Source organism: Vreelandella sp. L-15, assembly GCF_056857635.1.
Genome location: NZ_JBSXNN010000077.1, coordinates 25,253 through 42,278 on the forward strand (window position 1 = coordinate 25,253; position 17,026 = coordinate 42,278).

The window sequence follows — 17,026 nt, forward strand, 5'->3', positions numbered from 1 at the left end:
GCTGCTCAACAATAGCTGAGGCTAAGCGGTTAACTGGCGTATGGTGTGCGCGGCTTGTTCTCGCGCCCAGCGGTCCGCAGCAAGCACGCGTTCAAGTGAATCCGCCTGACCGGGATACGGCAGGGCCATCACCTTCGCGACAACATCCGGAATCGCACCAAACGCGATGTTCCCCGCTAAAAATGCCTCAACAGCAACTTCATTAGCAGCGTTAAGCACCGCCGGAGCGGCCCCACCTGCCTGCATCGCCTCTCGGGCTAGTCGCAGGCAGGGGAAGCGTGTTTCATCCGGGGCTTCAAAATCGAGCCGCGCAACTTGGAACAGATCTAGCGTTTCCACGCCGGCATCAATGCGCTCTGGCCAAGCAAGCCCATAGGCAATCGGTGTGCGCATATCGGGATTACCCAACTGAGCAATCACAGAGCCGTCGTTATAGGCTGCCATAGAGTGGATAACGCTTTGCGGGTGAACAACGACCTGAATCTGCTCGGGTGTGGCATCAAACAGCCAGCACGCTTCGATTAATTCGAGTCCTTTATTCATCAGCGTGGCGCTATCTACGGAGATTTTACGCCCCATGGACCAGTTAGGATGAGCGCAGGCCTGCTCTGGTGTTACGTTAGCAATATCGGCAGCCGACCAGCCGCGAAACGGCCCGCCCGATGCGGTTAGAAGCAGCTGACGCACGCCGTGTTTGGCTAATCCGCCGCGATGCTCGCTGGGTAGACACTGGTAGATGGCATTATGTTCAGAATCGATCGGCAACAGCGTCGCCCCGGAGCGTGCCACGGCATCCATAAACAGCGCCCCGCTCATCACCAGGGCCTCCTTATTGGCCAATAGCACGCGCTTACCGGCTTCGGCTGCTGCCAGCGACGGCAACAGGCCTGCCGCCCCGACAATCGCCGCCATCACGGTGTCGACCTCAGGCGCTTGGGCGACCTCGCACAGCGCATCCTCCCCCGCCAGCGCCACAGTGTTGGAGCCTGCTTGGCGGAGCGCTTGCTGCAACCATTGGGCATCTGCGACGTCATCCAACACGGCAAACCGGGGAGAGTGCGCTTTACACTGGTCAAGCAGCGCCTCTTTTGAGGTATGCGCCGTTAGGGCATAGACGCGGTAACGCTCCGGATGGCGCGCGATGACATCCAAGGTGCTTTTACCGATGGAACCGGTGGCACCGAGCACAGTGACCGACTGAACCGAGACGTGACTCATAGCGCGCTCACCTGAAGTGATAGTACCTGCAGATACAACAGCGCAAAGATGGGGATGGCTGCGGTGAGACTATCGATACGGTCCAGCACACCACCATGACCCGGCAGCAGCTGGCTGGAGTCTTTAATATTACGGTAGCGTTTCAACATACTTTCAAACAGGTCGCCAAGCACTGAAGTCAGCGTCACCACTGCGGTAATCACGATCAGCGCCACGCCCCCCATCACTCCAAGGGGCTGCCAAAGGGCAAACAGTAGGGCTAGCAGCATCGTGGCAGCAAGCCCTCCATACACGCCCTCCCAGGACTTGCCTGGACTAACCCGCGGGGCTAATTTGCGCTTACCCCAGCGGCGACCAGCAAAGTAGGCGCCAATGTCTGCCGTCCATACCAGCAGCATCACAAACAGAAGCCACACCGCCCCGCTATCACGCAGCACGTTAAAACCTACCCAGCACGGCAGCAGTACCCAAACGCCCATGAGTAGACGGCGTGAAGTGGCTTGCCACTGCTGACTGCTTTCCGGGTAGCGCGTCACCCAGTAAAGGTTCAGCAACCAGCCAGCGGCGGCCAGCCACAACGGCCAAACTGCAAAGGCAGCGCCGCTCAGCCACAGCAGGGCCATGAGCACCGCCATACCGGCCACCAGCGCCAGGCGCGTGCGCGAGACGATAACCCCCGCCAAGTTGGTCCATTCCCAGGTACCTAACAGCACGATCAGCGCTGTAAACAGCGCAAAGGCACCTCCCTGTAATCCAAACAGACCAATTAGCGTGACAGGAGCTAACCAGGCTGCGGTGATCATCCGCTGTTTAAGCACCTTGCGCCTCTATTTGTTCGTCGGTCATGCCAAAACGGCGACGTCGTAAGCAGAAATCATCGAGCGCTTTATCGAAGGCCGCCCCATCAAAATCTGGCCATAACAAGGGCGAAAAGTGCAGCTCGGCATAGGCCAGCTGCCATAACATAAAGTTCGAGAGCCGCTGCTCGCCGCTGGTACGGATGCACAGATCCACCGGCGGTACTTGATCGGTGTTCATGGCCGCATCCAAACGCGCTTCGTCGATGGCCTCGGGCGCCAGCTTTCCGGTAGCCACCTGCTCGGCGAGCTGGCGGGCGGCGCGGGCGATGTCCCACTGGCCGCCGTAGTTCGCGGCAATCACCAGATGCATGCCCGTGTTCTCGGCGGTCAGCGCTTCGGCGCGCTGAATATGCTTTTGAATCGCGGGGGAAAAGCCACGCTGTTCGCCAATAATCGACAGACGGATATTGCGCTCATTAAGTTTTTTGACTTCGCGTTTAAGCGCCATCAAAAACAGCTCCATCAGCGCATTCACCTCAGCGGCAGGACGTTTCCAGTTCTCACTGGAGAAGGCGAACAGGCTCAGCGTTTGCACGCCTCGCTCGACCGCACGCTCGATCACCGCGCGCACGGATTCAACACCGGCGCGGTGGCCGCGCACTCCCGACAGCCCCCGTGCCCGCGCCCAGCGGTTGTTACCATCCATAATGATAGCAACATGAGACGGCAGTGCTTCCTCGGATAGAGAAAGCGTCGTGCCGCCCGGCTGCTCTTGGGGAAGCTGCGGAGACATCATGGGTTCTCGCACCAAAGATCAGTCATAAGTAAGCCAAGCGATGGCCCACGGGCAGCTGAGCTACCCGTGGCTAAGTGAACGCAGGCAGTGATGTTCACAACAATCACTAAACCTGCATGAGATCCTGTTCTTTTGCGGCAAGTGCCTTATCGATCTCAGCGATATATTTATCGGTCAGCTTCTGGATTTCGTCTTCGCCCTGGCGCTGATCGTCCTCGGTAATTTCTTTATCCTTAAGCAAGGATTTGAAATCACCGTTAGCATCACGACGAACGTTACGCACAGCCACGCGCGCGTTTTCTGCCTCGCTACGTGCCTGCTTAATGTAACCCTTGCGCGTCTCTTCGGTCAGCATCGGCATCGGTACACGAATCACGTTGCCTGCGCTTGAGGGGTTGAGGCCCAAGTCAGAGGTCATGATCGCTTTTTCGATTTTAGCCACCATGGACTGCTCCCAAGGAGCCACCGCCAGGGTACGGGCGTCTTCAACGTTGACAGAAGCCACTTGGTTCAGCGGCACTTGGCCACCGTAATACTCAACGGTCACGGCATCCAGGATGCTGGGGTGAGCGCGACCCGTGCGGATCTTGTTGAAGTTGCTGTGCAGCGCCTCAACGCTCTTCTTCATGCGAGACTCTGCATCTTTCTTGATGTCGTTGATCACGTTGTTACCCTCTGTCTATCAGCGTGCCTTCCTTGCCCCCAACCACGAGGTTGAGCAGGGCACCAGGCTTGTTCATATCAAATACCCGCACCGGCATATCATGGTCACGTACCAGGCAGATTGCGGTCAAATCCATTACGCCCAGTTTCTGATCCAGAGCGTCGTCATAGGAGAGCTGGTCGTATTTTACGGCGTCGGGGTGCTTCACCGGGTCCTTATTGTACACGCCGTCCACCTTGGTGGCCTTGATGACAACGTCTACATCCACTTCAATGCCGCGCAAACAAGCAGCAGAGTCGGTGGTAAAGAAAGGGTTACCGGTGCCAGCAGAGAACAGCACCACGTCGCCAGACGTTAAATAACGGATGGCAGTGCGGCGGTCATAGTGCTCCACCACACCGCTCATGGGAATCGCTGACATCACCCGCGAGCGAATATTAGAGCGCTCCAGAGCATCACGCATGGCGAGGGCATTCATCACCGTTGCCAGCATTCCCATGTGATCACCCGTGACCCGATCCATGCCGGCTTCGTTCAACGCCGCACCACGGAACAGGTTACCACCACCAATCACAATACCGACCTGTACGCCAATACCGACCAGCTGGCCGATCTCGAGCGCCATACGATCCAGCACTTTTGGATCAATACCAAAATCGTGCTCACCCATCAGCGCTTCGCCCGATAGCTTCAGCAAAATACGCTTGTATTTTGACTTTGACTTATCGATTTTGGGGGCCGCAGTGGGGGTAGACTCTTGAACATCACGTGACATGGCATCTCTCCTGAGGCAGACCTGGGCACAGGTGGGCGAGGCGGCACCTGTATTTCACAGGGGCCGGATACACGAAGGCGTGCGCTCGCGCGCACGCCATCTTCTTACTGGAACCTCTGACCTTAGCGACGGCCAGCCTGTTCCATGACTTCTTTAGCGAAGTCGACTTCTTCTTTCTCGATGCCTTCGCCCACTTCAAAGCGAGTGAAGCTAACCACTTCACCACCAGCTGCTTTGACGAATTCAGCAACGGACTGGTTCGGGTCTTTAACAAACGGCTGCTCGGTCAGGCTGTTCTCGGCCAGGTACTTCTTCAGGCGGCCTTGAACCATCTTCTCAGCGATTTGCTCAGGCTTACCGGCCATGTCCGGCTGGGCCAGGATGATTGCCTTCTCTTTGTCCAGCTGCTCTTGCGGCATCTCTTCAGGATGCGCAACCGCCGGGTTGATCGCCGCTACGTGCATCGCAACATCTTTGGCTGCTTCGCTGGTGCCGCCTTTCAGAACGGTCAGAACGCCAATACGGCCACCGTGAACGTATTCGCCCACCAGACCACCTTCAACGGCATTCACGACCACGGCACGACGCACGCCGATGTTTTCGCCGATTTTCTGAACCAGCTGCTCACGAGCGGACTCAAGGTCACCCGCCATCACCGCTGCAACGTCTTCGTTTTTCGCCGCAAAGAACGCATCAGCAATCTTGTTGGCGAAGTCGATGAAGTTGTCGTCACGGGCAACGAAATCGGTTTCAGAGTTGATTTCGACCATTACGCCGTAGCTGCCATCTTCTGCTACACGAGTAACAACCGCACCTTCTGCAGCGGTACGACCCGCTTTTTTCGCGGCTTTAAGACCAGAGCTTTTACGCAGGTTTTCGATCGCGACTTCGATGTCACCGTCGGCTTCGGTGAGTGCTTTTTTACACTCCATCATGCCAAGACCGGTACGTTCGCGCAGTTCCTTAACCTGAGAGGCGCTGATAGCTGCCATGAGATTTCACCTCGGAAATGGTTCTAACTGAGAGTTAAACGCGCTACAGAGTATAAGCACGATAGATGACCGTTGCGTATCACTGTGCAGAGCGCTTGCCGGCATTCATCCGGCATGATCGGCCCGCCTGAGCGAACTCAAAGCGGGAAAAAGGGGGCATAAGGCCCCCTCTTAACACGATGCGGCTCAACCTGCCCGCCGCACCACTGCAGCCTTACTCGGCAGCTGCGCTTGTGTCGGCGGAAGCGGCTTCTTCAGTCACTTCGACGAACTCGTCCGGACGACCTTCTTTCGCGCGGCCACACGCGTCGGCAATCGCCTTCACGTAGATCTGGATAGCGCGGATGGAGTCATCGTTACCCGGGATCACGTAATCAACGCCATCTGGGTTAGAGTTGGTATCTACCACGCCAATAACCGGGATACCCAGCTTGTTGGCTTCGTTAATCGCGATGCGCTCGTGGTCAACGTCGATCACAAACAGTGCGTCCGGCAGGCCGCCCATGTTCTTGATACCACCGATAGAACGCTCAAGCTTCTCTTGCTCACGCGTGGCCATCAAGACTTCTTTCTTGGTCAGCTTCTCGAAGGTGCCGTCTTCGCGCATCACTTCCAGATCACGCAGCCGTTTGATGGACTGACGAATGGTCTTGAAGTTGGTCAGCATGCCGCCCAACCAGCGATGGTTGACGAACGGCTGGCCAACGCGATTCGCTTCTTCTTTGATGATCTTGCTAGCGCTGCGCTTGGTGCCAACAAACAGAATTTTGTTGTTGGATGCCGCCATCTTCTCGACCACGTCGATCGCTTCGTTCAGCGCCGGCAGGGTGTGCTCGAGGTTGATGATGTGAATCTTGTTGCGCGCGCCGAAGATGTATTTGCCCATCTTCGGATTCCAGTACTTGGTTTGGTGACCGAAGTGAGCACCTGCTTTCAGCAGGTCACGCATATTAACGTGAGACATGGTAAAACTCCTGAAACTCGGGTTAGGCCTCCACGCACCCCATGGATCCGACCAGTAGCGTCGTTAAACGTCGCTAAAGGCACCCGGGACCATGTGCCGGTGCATGTGTGTTTTCAAGGCTTGCTGTTGTGCAACCCAGCGGTGCTGCGTTGCGATCTCGTTGCCCTTTCGCGTAGCGCCAGCCAGTATAGAAGCATTGGATGGCGATTGCAGGAAAGCGCGCGGCTTTATACCATAGATCATTGCCAAGATGAAGTCGCAGCCGCGTTTCGGCATTTTCATTTGCGACCCATCACTTACCCAGAAGCCACATCGAGAATTCATGAACGTTCCTATTAAGACGCCTTCTGAAATCGAGAAAATGCGCGAAGCCGGTCGCCAGGCGGCCAGCGTTATCGAAATGATCACTCCCCACGTTAAAGCGGGCATTAGCACTGGCGAGATCGACCGTCTGTGCCACGAGTACATTGTTAACGAGCTGGGCTCGACACCGGCACCGCTGAACTACCACGGCTTTCCCAAAGCAACCTGTACCTCCATCAACCACGTGGTGTGCCACGGCATCCCCGATGACGCCAAAAAGCTCAAAAACGGCGACATCATGAACCTGGATATCACCGTGCGCACACCGGATGGCTACCACGGCGACTCCAGCGTGATGTTCGTGGTGGGCGACACCATTCAGGGCGAACGGCTGTGCCGCATCACCCAAGAGTGCCTATATAAAAGCATTGCGCTGGTGAAACCCGGCGTGCGTCTTTCTGAGCTTGCCCGTGTGATTCAGCAGCACGCCGAAGCCCATGGTTACTCGGTGGTACGTGATTTCTGCGGCCACGGCATTGGCGCGGACTTCCACGAAGACCCGCAGTTCCTGCACTACGACGGCTATGCACCGGATGCCGACATCCGCCTAGAAGCGGGCATGTGCTTCACCATCGAGCCGATGATTAACGTGGGCGGCTACAAAACCAAAGTGCTGCGCGACGGCTGGACCGCCGTCACCAAAGACCGCAGTCTTTCGGCCCAGTGGGAACACACCCTGCTAGTGACCGACACCGGCGTTGACGTGCTCACTGCGCGCAGCGACGAAGACTTTAGCTTTCTGAACGCCTGATGCTTCTTCACCACTACCGGTTCGAGCCGGACACGTCGCTTTTCGATCTCGACCTGTTTCGCACCGAGCTTGCCGGGTCGCGCTCTCCTATCGCCCCGTTTAAAGCCGCGCTGCGGGAAATCCAAGCACGCCTGGATGAACGCTTTCGCGCCGGCAGCGATATTCGCGACTTGGTACGCGGCAGGGCTTGGTATCTTGACCAGCTCCTCGCCATTGCCTGGGCGCAGCATGCTTGGCCCGACGACGGCGTTGCACTGGTGGCCGTGGGCGGCTACGGGCGTGGTGAACTGCATCCCCATTCGGATATTGATCTGCTCTTGCTGCTTGAGCACGACGACGATACCCCCTACCGGGAGCCGCTGAGCGCTTTTATCACCTTCCTCTGGGATATCGGCCTGGAGATTGGCCACAGCGTTCGCTCGCTCAACGACTGCGAGCGGGAAGCCGAAGCAGACGTCACAGTGATTACCAACCTGCTGGAGTCGCGCCTCATTGCCGGGCCGGAAAGTCTGCGTGAGAAGATGCGCGAGCGCCTGAGCACCCCGAACCTGTGGCCCGCCGACCGCTTTTTTGAAGCCAAGTGGCAAGAGCAAATTGCTCGCCACTACCGCTACAACAACTCCGAGTACCACCTGGAGCCCAACCTCAAAAGCTCCCCCGGTGGCCTGCGGGATATCCAGATGATTGGCTGGGTGGCTAAGCGTCACTTCGGCACCGAGCAGTACACCGATATTGTCGCCAACGGCTTTATGAATGACGCGGAGCTGCGCATTCTCAGCCAGGGCCAGGCGTTTCTTTGGCAGGTGCGCTACGCCCTGCATATGCTCACAGGCCGTGCCGAAGACCGCCTGCTGTTTGATCACCAGCGCACCATTGCCGAGATGTTTGGCTTTAGGGATACCCCCGAGAGACTCGCGGTCGAGCAGTTCATGAAACGCTACTACCGCCACGTGACGGCCCTCGCCGGGCTCAACGATATGTTGCTACAGCACTTCGACGAAGTGATTTTGCGCGGCAAGGAGTCGTTGGAAACCGTTAAGCTGAACGAACGCTTTGAAACCAAGGGCGGCTACATCCAGGCGCGCTCCCGCAACCTGTTCCGCGAGCGCCCGGCGGCCATGCTAGAGCTCTTCCTGCTGATGGCCAAGCATCCGGAAATCGAAGGGGTACGCGCCGATACTATTCGGCTGATTCGTGACCACCGCCACCAAATTGACGACCACTACCGGGAAGACCCACGCCACCAGCGGCTGTTTATGGCCATTATGCGCGCGCCGGGTAACGTCCCTCGCCAGCTGCGGCGTATGAACCGCTACGGCATTCTCGGCAAGTACCTGCCGGAGTTCGGCCGCGCGGTGGGGCTGATGCAGCACGATCTGTTCCATATCTATACGGTGGACGCCCACACCCTGCGCCTGCTGAAATTTCTGCACGGCTTCCGCAAGCCCGAGGCAAAGGACGACTTCCCGGTGGCCGCCAATCTGATCCATCAGCTGCCCAAGCTGGACCTGCTGTGGATTGCCGGCCTGTTCCACGATATCGGCAAAGGACGCGGTGGCGACCACTCAGAAATCGGCGCGCGGGACGTCGAACAGTTCTGCCATCGCCACCATATTTCCCAGCACGACACCAACCTGGTGAGTTGGCTGGTGGAGCATCACCTGCTGATGTCGATGACCGCCCAAAAGCGAGATATCAGCGACCCGGATGTGATCCGCGATTTCGCCCTCATCGTGCGCGACGAGACCCGCCTGGACTACCTTTACGTGCTCACCGTTGCCGATATCAACGCCACCAACCCCACGCTGTGGAACGGCTGGCGGGCATCGCTTTTGCGCCAGCTCCACGCGGAAACCAAACGTGCTCTGCGCCGTGGGCTGAAAAATCCACCGGATCGAGACGACTGGGTGCGCGAAACCCGTACTGAGGCGCGCTCGCTGCTGCAAACAGTCGGCGTCGATAGTGGCCAAATAGACCAGCTCTGGGAGTCGCTGGGGGAAGATTACTTCCTGCAGTACGCACCCAGCGAAATTGTCTGGCAGACTCAAGGCATTCTGGCCCACCAGCCGTCACCGCTGCCGTTGGTGCTGATCAGTGCTCCCACCGCCGACATGGCCGAAGGCGGCACCAAAGTGTTCATCCACACCCGCTCGGTGGATGACCTGTTCGCCGCCACTGCTGCCGCCATGGAGCAGCTCGGACTCTCGATCCACGATGCCCGCATTGCTACTTCCCACAACGACTGGACGCTCAACACCTTTATCGTGCTGGATAGCCACGGCCAGCCGATTCGCGACGCGGAGCGCATCGAAGAGATGCGCAGCCACTTGGTAGAAGAGCTGGATGACCCGGATGACTATCCAGAAATCGTCACTCGACACACGCCGCGCCAGCTCAAGCACTTCAAAGTGCCTACCGAAGTGGTGATCGAGCAGGATCCGGCCAATGAACGCACCCTACTGGAACTGACCGCCCCCGACCGCCCCGGTCTGCTGGCTCGGGTAGGGCGCATTTTCATGGAGCAGGATATCTCGCTCTCAGCCGCTAAAATTGCCACGCTAGGCGAACGGGTTGAAGACGTTTTCTTCATCACCACCAAAGCAGGCGAGCCGCTCACCGACCCCGAACGCCAGCAGCAGCTCCGCGAACGGCTGATTGAGGTATTGGGAGTTTAAAGCTCGCGCTGTCTATGATTGCCGGGGGCTGGTTGAAGCGAGGGTCTTTCGCCATGGCCGGAATATGTTCCATACCATTCCGGCATTTCCGCCATCCATGGCGGTCAGATGGCGAAAGTAGCGCCCATGGATGGGTTCACAGCGCCCTCGCAGCAACCTGCCCTCGGCACCACTAAGCGCAATTGGCTGTTTTGCTTGTTCGGTTAGGTTTGAGCCTGCACCAGGGCTTGCCTATAATCGGCGGTTCGATAAATGGTTTTGCCCACAGTTCCCGCCCTTAAGCTCTCAACGGACGCGCCATGAACCCTGATCTCAACGCCCTACACCCCTATCCGTTTGAAAAGCTGGCCGCCCTCAAAGCGAGCCTAACGCCCCCGGCGGGACTGGCGCATATTCCGCTGACGATTGGCGAACCCCAGCACGCCCCCTACCAAGGCGCGCTGGAGGCACTCATCGCCCACCAGTTAGAGATGGCCCGCTACCCGGCCACCAACGGCCTTCCCGCCCTACGCGACGCGATTGCGACCTGGGCCACCCAGCGCTTCCAGCTGGCGGGGTTGGATGCCGAGCGCCAAGTACTGCCGGTGAACGGCACTCGCGAAGCCATCTTCGCCTTCGTGCAGGCGGCGCTGGACCGCACCCGCCCCGCAAAAGTGGCCGTACCCAACCCCTTCTACCAGATTTACGAAGGCGCCACGCTGCTGGCAGGCGGCGAGCCGCTCTACCTGGACTGCACCGCCGAGAACGGCTTCCGCCCCGATTTTTCAGCGGTCAGCGCCGACACCTGGCGCGATGTGCAGATCGTGTTTATCTGCTCGCCGGGCAACCCGACCGGCGCCGTCACGCCACTGGCCGAGTTCAAACAGCTCATTGCCCTGGCCGACGAGCACGACTTTATCATCGCCTCTGATGAGTGCTACTCCGAGCTTTACCTAGACGAGAACACGCCACCGCCAGGGCTTTTGCAGGCCTGCGCCGAGCTTGGCCGCGATGACTACCGCCGCTGCGTGGTCTTCCACTCGCTCTCCAAGCGCTCCAACCTACCAGGGCTGCGCTCTGGCTTCGTGGCAGGTGATGCCGACCTACTCGCCCCGTTCAAGCGCTACCGCACCTATCACGGCTGCGCCATGTCGCAGCCACTACAGCACGCCTCCATTGCCGCTTGGCAAGACGAAGCCCACGTGCGCGCCAACCGAGACGCCTACCGCGAAAAATTCAGCGCGGTGACGGATGTGCTTGCCCCGGTGATGGATTTTCCCACTCCGGAAGCGAGCTTCTACCTCTGGCCTGCGGTGCCGGGTGGCGACGATATCGCCTTTACCCAGCGGCTATTCAGCGAACAGCACGTGAGCGTACTGCCCGGCAGCTTGATGGGTCGCCCAGGGCAAAACGGCCTTAACCCCGGCGCGGGTCGGCTACGCTTAGCGTTAGTGGCGGAGCTTGAGCCGACCTTAGAAGCGGCCAAGCGCCTTCGCCAACTGGTCGAGCGCGGCTAACGCGCCGCGCCGCTTAAGACGACGAAAGGAGGCTCTATGCTAACGCTCTACATGATTCATAACTGCGACACCTGCCGTAAAGCGCGTAAAGCGCTGGACGACAAAGCGCTGATGTATAAAACCCACGACCTGCGTAAAGATGGCCTTTCTGCGGCGCTGCTTGAGCACATCTTGAATCGCGTACCGTTGGTTGAGGTGATCAACAAACGCAGCAAAACCTGGCGCAATCTTTCTGACGAAGAGAAAGATTACGATGCCAACTCGGCGCGCCAGCTGCTGCTCAAGCACCCCACGCTGCTCAAGCGGCCGCTGCTGGAACTCGACGACGGCACCATCATGATCGGCTACCGTGACGGCGACTATGACAAGCTAAGCGGCTAACCCTGACTCACTTTCTTTCACCCACTTTCTTTCACCCACTTTCTCTCACTAACCTCTAAGGAATACGCGTTATGCTGAGCTTCGCGCTTGGAATCGGCACCCAAAACACCCAGGGCGACTGGCTGGAAATCTACTACCCGGCCCCGCTGCTCAATCCGGACGCGAGCCTGGTCGCCGCTGCCAAAGAGGCCCTGGATGCACCGGCGGGCAATGCCCCGGTGAGCTTCTTACCGGAAGACTGCACCCGCTTGGCCAAGGCGCTGGAAGCGGCAGGCCACTCCGAGCAGGCCGCTCTGGCCGAGTCGCTGGCCACTAGCCAGCGCCCGCTGGTGGCGATGTTCCTGGAGAGCGACCAGCCGCCGCAAACCGCACCTGAGGTGTACCTGAAGCTGCACCTGCTGTCGCATCGCTTAGTGAAGCCTCACGGCCTGGACCTGACCGGTATGTTCGGCCTGCTGCGCAACATCGCCTGGACCAACGAAGGCGCAATCGATATCGAAGAGCTGCCCGCGCGCCGTCTGAAGGCGCGCTTAGCGGGCCGTACGCTGTCCGTCGACTGCGTGGACAAATTCCCCAAAATGACCGATTACGTAGTGCCCACCGGCATCCGCATCGGCGACACCGCTCGTGTGCGCTTGGGCGCTTACCTGGGTGAAGGCACCACGGTCATGCATGAAGGGTTTGTTAACTTCAACGCAGGCACCGAAGGCCCCGGCATGATCGAAGGGCGCATTTCCGCAGGCGTTATGGTCGGCAAAGGCTCTGATCTGGGCGGCGGCTGCTCCACCATGGGCACGCTCTCTGGCGGCGGCAACATCATCATCAAAGTGGGCGAAGGCTGCCTAATTGGCGCCAATGCCGGTATCGGTATTCCGCTGGGCGACCGTTGCACCGTGGAAGCCGGCCTCTACATCACCGCAGGCTCTAAAGTGACGCTGCTGGATGACCAAGGCCAGGAAGTGAACACCGTTGCCGCCCGCGAGCTGGCAGGCCAAGACGACCTACTGCTGCGCCGTAACTCCCAGAATGGCCGCATCGAGTGCCTGACCAATAAAAGCGCCATTGCGCTGAACGAGGCGCTGCATGCCCATAACTGAGCCTGCCTCACTGTCGCCTACGCTGAAGCTGGCCTTTGAGCTGCTTCGCCGGGCGTCGGTGACTCCCGACGATGAAGGCTGCCAGGACCTGATGATCGAGCGCTTAACGGCGCTCGGTTTCCATATCGAGCAGCTACCGTTTGGCGATGTGAAGAATTTTTGGGCGGTTCGTGGTCACCACGGCCCGGTGCTGGCGTTTGCGGGGCACACCGACGTGGTGCCCAGCGGGCCACACACTAACTGGGAATTTCCGCCTTTCGAGCCCTGCATCGACGACCAAGGCATGCTCTGCGGGCGCGGCGCGGCTGATATGAAGGGCAGCCTTGCCGCCATGCTCACCGCGGTGGAGCGCTTTGTCGCCCGCTATCCTGATCATGACGGCCGCATTGCGTTTTTGATTACCTCCGATGAGGAAGGCCCGGCCATCGACGGCACCCGTGCGGTGGTAGAACATCTTCGCGAGCGCAATGACCGCCTGGATTACTGCATCGTTGGCGAGCCCTCCTCTACTGCTCGCCTAGGCGATGTGATCAAAAACGGTCGTCGTGGCTCTTTGGGCGGTGTGCTGCATATTAAGGGCATTCAAGGCCATGTGGCCTACCCTCACTTAGCGCGCAACCCGATCCACCAAGCGATGCCCGCCCTGGATGCGCTCGTCAACGAGCACTGGGATGCTGGCAACGACTTCTTCCCTGCGACCAGCTTTCAGATATCTAATCTGCGTGCCGGTACAGGGGCCACCAATGTGATTCCTGGCGAGGTAGAGGTGGTGTTCAACTTCCGCTACTCCACGGAAGTCACCCATGACGAGCTGCGCTCACGCACCGAGGCAATTCTGGATCAGCACGGTCTTGAGTATCACATCGACTGGACGCTGAATGGCGAACCGTTCCTGACGTCCGAAGGTGAGCTAGTGGAGGCGGCGATTCGTGGCGTGGAAGCCGTGACTGGCGAACGCCCAGCGCTTTCTACCAGCGGCGGCACCTCGGATGGCCGTTTTATTGCCACTCTGGGCGCGCAGGTGGTAGAGCTTGGCCCGCTGAACGACACCATTCACAAGGTGAACGAGCGCGTGCGCGCTAGCGATTTGGATGCGCTGAGCCGCATCTACGAAGCAACCCTTCAAGCGCTACTGACCAACGACGAGGTAAGCGTATGATGGAGCGGTTTCCGGATATCGAAGTGTATCTGGCGCGGGTTACGCTGGATGACATTAACGCCTGGCTGGCTGACGTGCTGAGTGCACCGCCCCTTAGCCCAGCAGGAAAAGGCAAGTGGAAAACCCGTGGCCAGTATCAGGGCGATAGCGTACCGGTGCTGCTGGTGGATAACGCCGCGGATGGTTTTGCCAGCCTCTGGTTCGATAGCGGACACACTCCGTGGCACACCGACCAGGAGTGCGCCCAGCACGCCGCTGAAGCACTGCAGGTGGAAGTCCGCTGTTCGCTGGGGGGCTGGCACCCTGGCGACGACCCAGACCGCTTTTGGCAGGTGCTGCCCGGCGGCCAGGAAAAAGCCATCGAATGGCCGGACTCAGGCCGTTAAATGCAAAAACCCCCGTAAGCGCGGGGGTTTTCTCTTTCAGCACTAATTTATCACTACAGCGCCTAGGCGCTTACTCAATAATGCTGACGTCATCGGCCTGCAGGCCGCGATCATTTTTAATCACGTGATAGCGAACAATCTGGCCTTCGGCCAGCATACGCGGGCCACGGCCACGAATGGCACGGAAGTGAACAAACACATCCTCTCCGTTATCGCGAGTAATAAAGCCGTAGCCTTTGTTGGTGTTAAACCACTTTACTTCCCCCTCTTCACGGCCATCGTTGGGGTCGATGATATCTTCCTCTTCATCATCTTCCACCGTAGGAGCAGGTGCTTGGGGTTGGCGCGGCGCAGGCTTAGCCCGAGCCACATCTGCCTTCACAACCATTGGTGGCGCCAGGGCAGCCGCCGCTAACGTGCCGAGAAACAACATAATAAAGCAGCCAAAGGCTACCGCGGCATATACGCTAAAAGCAGCTTCGGCTAACCACTGCTCAGCCAGAGGTGCATTGGTTAAATGAACAATCCCTGCCAGAAGAAGCGGCGTGGGGGCGGCGAGTAAGACACTGATAAAGAAACAGCGAAAAACAACTTTTGGGTTCATAGATGATAAAAGCTCTCTTGTTGTATGGGTAACAGACGAAGGACAATACTCGAACTACCAGGCCCATTCCTAACAGTACCGAGCATACTACACAAGGTGACGATGTTATCATGACAAACGAATTATCGCCTGCTGAGCTCGCTCAACGTCTTGAATCGTTGGAGAGTCGGCTGGCCTATCAGGAGCACTGGCTGGACACTCTGGATCAAGCGGTCGCCCAGCAGGAGCGCCGCTTGGAAAAACTGGAGCAGCTAAGCGCCTTGATGCGCGAACGGCTACGCGAGCAGCATCAGGCGCTCCAGGCGGGCGACTCCCAAGGCAGTTTTCGTCCAGAAGACGATATCCCACCCCACTATTAAGCCACGACTCGCGGCTTCTTGCCCGCCCAAAAGCAGTGGGATTACCTCACCATGCTGGCCGGGGCAACGCTTTCTAGCCCAAATGCATCGGCAACGGCACGATAGGTCACCTTGCCGTTGTGAACGTTAAGGCCGGGCAGGAAGTGCGCATCATCGGCTAATGGCCGTGCTTAGTCGCGGAACACGCGCACGCCTAGCGCCTTCAAGTACGACGTCTCCGGTATGGCCGGGTGCACCGGGTGATCCGGCCCTTGGTGGCCCTGGAAGATCACCTGACCTTGGCGGTCTTGGTGGCGCACTGCACCGCGCACCACATCGACCAAACGATCAGACGCAAGGTGCATGGAGCAGGATGCCGACAGCAGCAGGCCATCTCGGCCCAGCAAACGCATCGCTTCACGGTTAAGACGCGAGTAGGCGCGCTCGCCGTTGGGGATATCCTTACGCTTTTTGATAAACGCAGGCGGATCGAGAATCACCACATCGAACTGCTCGCCATCTGCCTTTAGCGCCGCCAGGGCTTCAAAAGCATCGCCTTCACCAATCGCCACCTGCTCTTGAACGCCGTTCAGCTCGGCGTTGCGCGCCACTTGCTCCAGCGCCGCGCCGGATGCATCCACGCAGAGCACTTCTGATGCACCGCTGGCCGCCGCCTGAACGCCCCAGCCACCCACGTAGCTGAATACGTCTAGCACGCGCTTACCGGCCACTTGGCTGTTGAGCCAAGCACGGTTCACACGGTGATCATAGAACCAGCCGGTTTTCTGGCCGTTTAGCACCGGCACGGCAAAGGTGACGCCATTTTCGACTAGCAGCACTTCGTCAGGCAGCGTACCTTTGACGACTTCCACGTGGGCTTCCAGGCCCTCCTGGCGGCGGCCACCGGTGTCGTTACGGAAGACGATAGCACTCGGCTTAACCACTTTCTCCAGGGCGTCAACGATATCTTCCGCCAGTGCCTGCATACCGGCGGTGTTGAGCTGCACCACCAGCACATCGCCGAAACGATCAATCACCAGGCCAGGCAACAGGTCGCCCTCGCCATGAATCAGGCGATAAAACGGCTGATCAAACAGGCGCTGGCGCAGCGCTAGGGCCTGATTAAAGCGATGCACGAACAGCGAGCGGTCCAGGCGCATTTCAGGGTCGCGAGACATGATGCGGCCGCAGATCAGCGAGTGCGGGTTCACGTAGGCAACGCCCAGGGTTTTACCGTTGGACGCCTCTACCAGCGCAGGCTCGCCCGCCGCAAAGTTTTTCAGCGGCGTCTCTTTGATATCGACTTCGTTGGAGTAGATCCACAGATGGCCAGCTTTTAAGCGGCGATCGGCGTTTTTATTCAAGCGCAGGCGTTGGGTCACAACAATCTCCAAAAGAGCAAGCTTATAGTGCACTTAGGCACTGTAAGATCGAGTAGGAGGGGGAGTCGCCTCCCCCGTCCTCTCACACCACCGGGCAAACGGATCCGTACCACGGCGGTTCCTGTCCCCCATTATCGGGCTGAGCTTCGTTCCGCTGAATTCGCTCGCCTGTGTGCTCTGAGCGC

General features: G+C 58.7%; 17 protein-coding genes and 1 pseudogene. 8 read left to right on the forward strand and 10 right to left on the reverse strand.

Annotated elements, in window-relative coordinates:
- Positions 1–21: 21 nt before the first annotated feature.
- The 7 genes from ispC to rpsB form a co-directional block, all read right to left on the reverse strand.
- A complete protein-coding gene (gene ispC / locus AC13CY_RS11085; RefSeq protein WP_044629717.1) occupies positions 22–1,218 on the reverse strand; it encodes a 1-deoxy-D-xylulose-5-phosphate reductoisomerase in 1,197 nt (398 codons plus the stop codon).
- A complete protein-coding gene (locus AC13CY_RS11090) occupies positions 1,215–2,036 on the reverse strand; it encodes a phosphatidate cytidylyltransferase (protein ID WP_044629718.1) in 822 nt (273 codons plus the stop codon). The genes ispC and AC13CY_RS11090 overlap by 4 nt, the downstream gene beginning before the upstream one ends.
- Positions 2,029–2,814 carry a polyprenyl diphosphate synthase gene (gene uppS / locus AC13CY_RS11095; protein WP_044629719.1) on the reverse strand — a complete coding sequence of 262 codons (786 nt, stop codon included), beginning with the start codon at positions 2,812–2,814 and terminating at the stop codon, positions 2,029–2,031. The genes AC13CY_RS11090 and uppS overlap by 8 nt, the downstream gene beginning before the upstream one ends.
- 106 nt (positions 2,815–2,920) lie before the next feature.
- On the reverse strand, positions 2,921–3,478 hold the full coding sequence (gene frr, locus AC13CY_RS11100; protein ID WP_044629720.1) for a ribosome recycling factor: 558 nt from the start codon (positions 3,476–3,478) through the stop codon (positions 2,921–2,923).
- 4 nt (positions 3,479–3,482) lie between these two features.
- Positions 3,483–4,253, reverse strand: a complete 771-nt coding sequence (gene pyrH / locus AC13CY_RS11105) for a UMP kinase (protein WP_044629721.1) — start codon at positions 4,251–4,253, stop codon at positions 3,483–3,485.
- Positions 4,254–4,375: 122 nt separating this feature from the next.
- Complete coding sequence (gene tsf, locus AC13CY_RS11110) at positions 4,376–5,245, reverse strand: translation elongation factor Ts (protein ID WP_054644934.1); 870 nt, start codon at positions 5,243–5,245, stop codon at positions 4,376–4,378.
- Between the two features lie 214 nt (positions 5,246–5,459).
- The gene (gene rpsB / locus AC13CY_RS11115) at positions 5,460–6,209 is read right to left on the reverse strand and encodes a 30S ribosomal protein S2 (RefSeq protein WP_044629723.1); all 750 of its coding nucleotides are present in this window, start codon (positions 6,207–6,209) and stop codon (positions 5,460–5,462) included.
- Between the two features lie 322 nt (positions 6,210–6,531).
- Between rpsB and map the strand changes: the two genes are divergently transcribed.
- The 7 genes from map to AC13CY_RS11150 all read left to right on the forward strand — a co-directional run bounded on the left by map (position 6,532) and on the right by AC13CY_RS11150 (position 14,517).
- Positions 6,532–7,323, forward strand: a complete 792-nt coding sequence (map, locus tag AC13CY_RS11120) for a type I methionyl aminopeptidase (RefSeq protein WP_062360004.1) — start codon at positions 6,532–6,534, stop codon at positions 7,321–7,323.
- Positions 7,323–9,998, forward strand: coding sequence for a [protein-PII] uridylyltransferase (locus AC13CY_RS11125; RefSeq protein ID WP_089675584.1), 2,676 nt, complete (start codon positions 7,323–7,325; stop codon positions 9,996–9,998). Before map ends, AC13CY_RS11125 begins: the two co-directional genes overlap by 1 nt.
- 299 nt (positions 9,999–10,297) lie before the next feature.
- Positions 10,298–11,494 carry a succinyldiaminopimelate transaminase gene (gene dapC / locus AC13CY_RS11130; protein ID WP_172515369.1) on the forward strand — a complete coding sequence of 399 codons (1,197 nt, stop codon included), beginning with the start codon at positions 10,298–10,300 and terminating at the stop codon, positions 11,492–11,494.
- Positions 11,495–11,530: 36 nt separating this feature from the next.
- Positions 11,531–11,875 carry a Spx/MgsR family RNA polymerase-binding regulatory protein gene (locus AC13CY_RS11135; protein ID WP_172515368.1) on the forward strand — a complete coding sequence of 115 codons (345 nt, stop codon included), beginning with the start codon at positions 11,531–11,533 and terminating at the stop codon, positions 11,873–11,875.
- Between the two features lie 71 nt (positions 11,876–11,946).
- A complete protein-coding gene (dapD, locus tag AC13CY_RS11140) occupies positions 11,947–12,972 on the forward strand; it encodes a 2,3,4,5-tetrahydropyridine-2,6-dicarboxylate N-succinyltransferase (RefSeq protein ID WP_172515367.1) in 1,026 nt (341 codons plus the stop codon).
- The gene (dapE, locus tag AC13CY_RS11145) at positions 12,959–14,131 is read left to right on the forward strand and encodes a succinyl-diaminopimelate desuccinylase (protein ID WP_044629730.1); all 1,173 of its coding nucleotides are present in this window, start codon (positions 12,959–12,961) and stop codon (positions 14,129–14,131) included. The genes dapD and dapE overlap by 14 nt, the downstream gene beginning before the upstream one ends.
- Positions 14,128–14,517 carry a hypothetical protein gene (locus tag AC13CY_RS11150; protein WP_044629731.1) on the forward strand — a complete coding sequence of 130 codons (390 nt, stop codon included), beginning with the start codon at positions 14,128–14,130 and terminating at the stop codon, positions 14,515–14,517. The genes dapE and AC13CY_RS11150 overlap by 4 nt, the downstream gene beginning before the upstream one ends.
- Positions 14,518–14,587: 70 nt before the next feature.
- On the opposite strand, the gene AC13CY_RS11155 is transcribed toward AC13CY_RS11150, so the two are convergent.
- Positions 14,588–15,121, reverse strand: a complete 534-nt coding sequence (locus tag AC13CY_RS11155) for a cold-shock protein (protein WP_044629732.1) — start codon at positions 15,119–15,121, stop codon at positions 14,588–14,590.
- A 110-nt stretch (positions 15,122–15,231) separates the two neighbouring features.
- Between AC13CY_RS11155 and AC13CY_RS11160 the strand changes: the two genes are divergently transcribed.
- Positions 15,232–15,480: a SlyX family protein gene (locus AC13CY_RS11160; RefSeq protein WP_044629733.1), complete on the forward strand. Its 249-nt coding sequence runs from the start codon at positions 15,232–15,234 to the stop codon at positions 15,478–15,480.
- Between the two features lie 41 nt (positions 15,481–15,521).
- Here the strand turns inward: AC13CY_RS11160 and AC13CY_RS11165 are convergent.
- Positions 15,522–15,641, reverse strand: a pseudogene (locus AC13CY_RS11165) (alanine dehydrogenase); the annotation flags it as partial.
- Positions 15,642–15,650: 9 nt separating this feature from the next.
- Complete coding sequence (locus tag AC13CY_RS11170) at positions 15,651–16,841, reverse strand: class I SAM-dependent rRNA methyltransferase (RefSeq protein WP_172515366.1); 1,191 nt, start codon at positions 16,839–16,841, stop codon at positions 15,651–15,653.
- Positions 16,842–17,026: the final 185 nt, after the last annotated feature.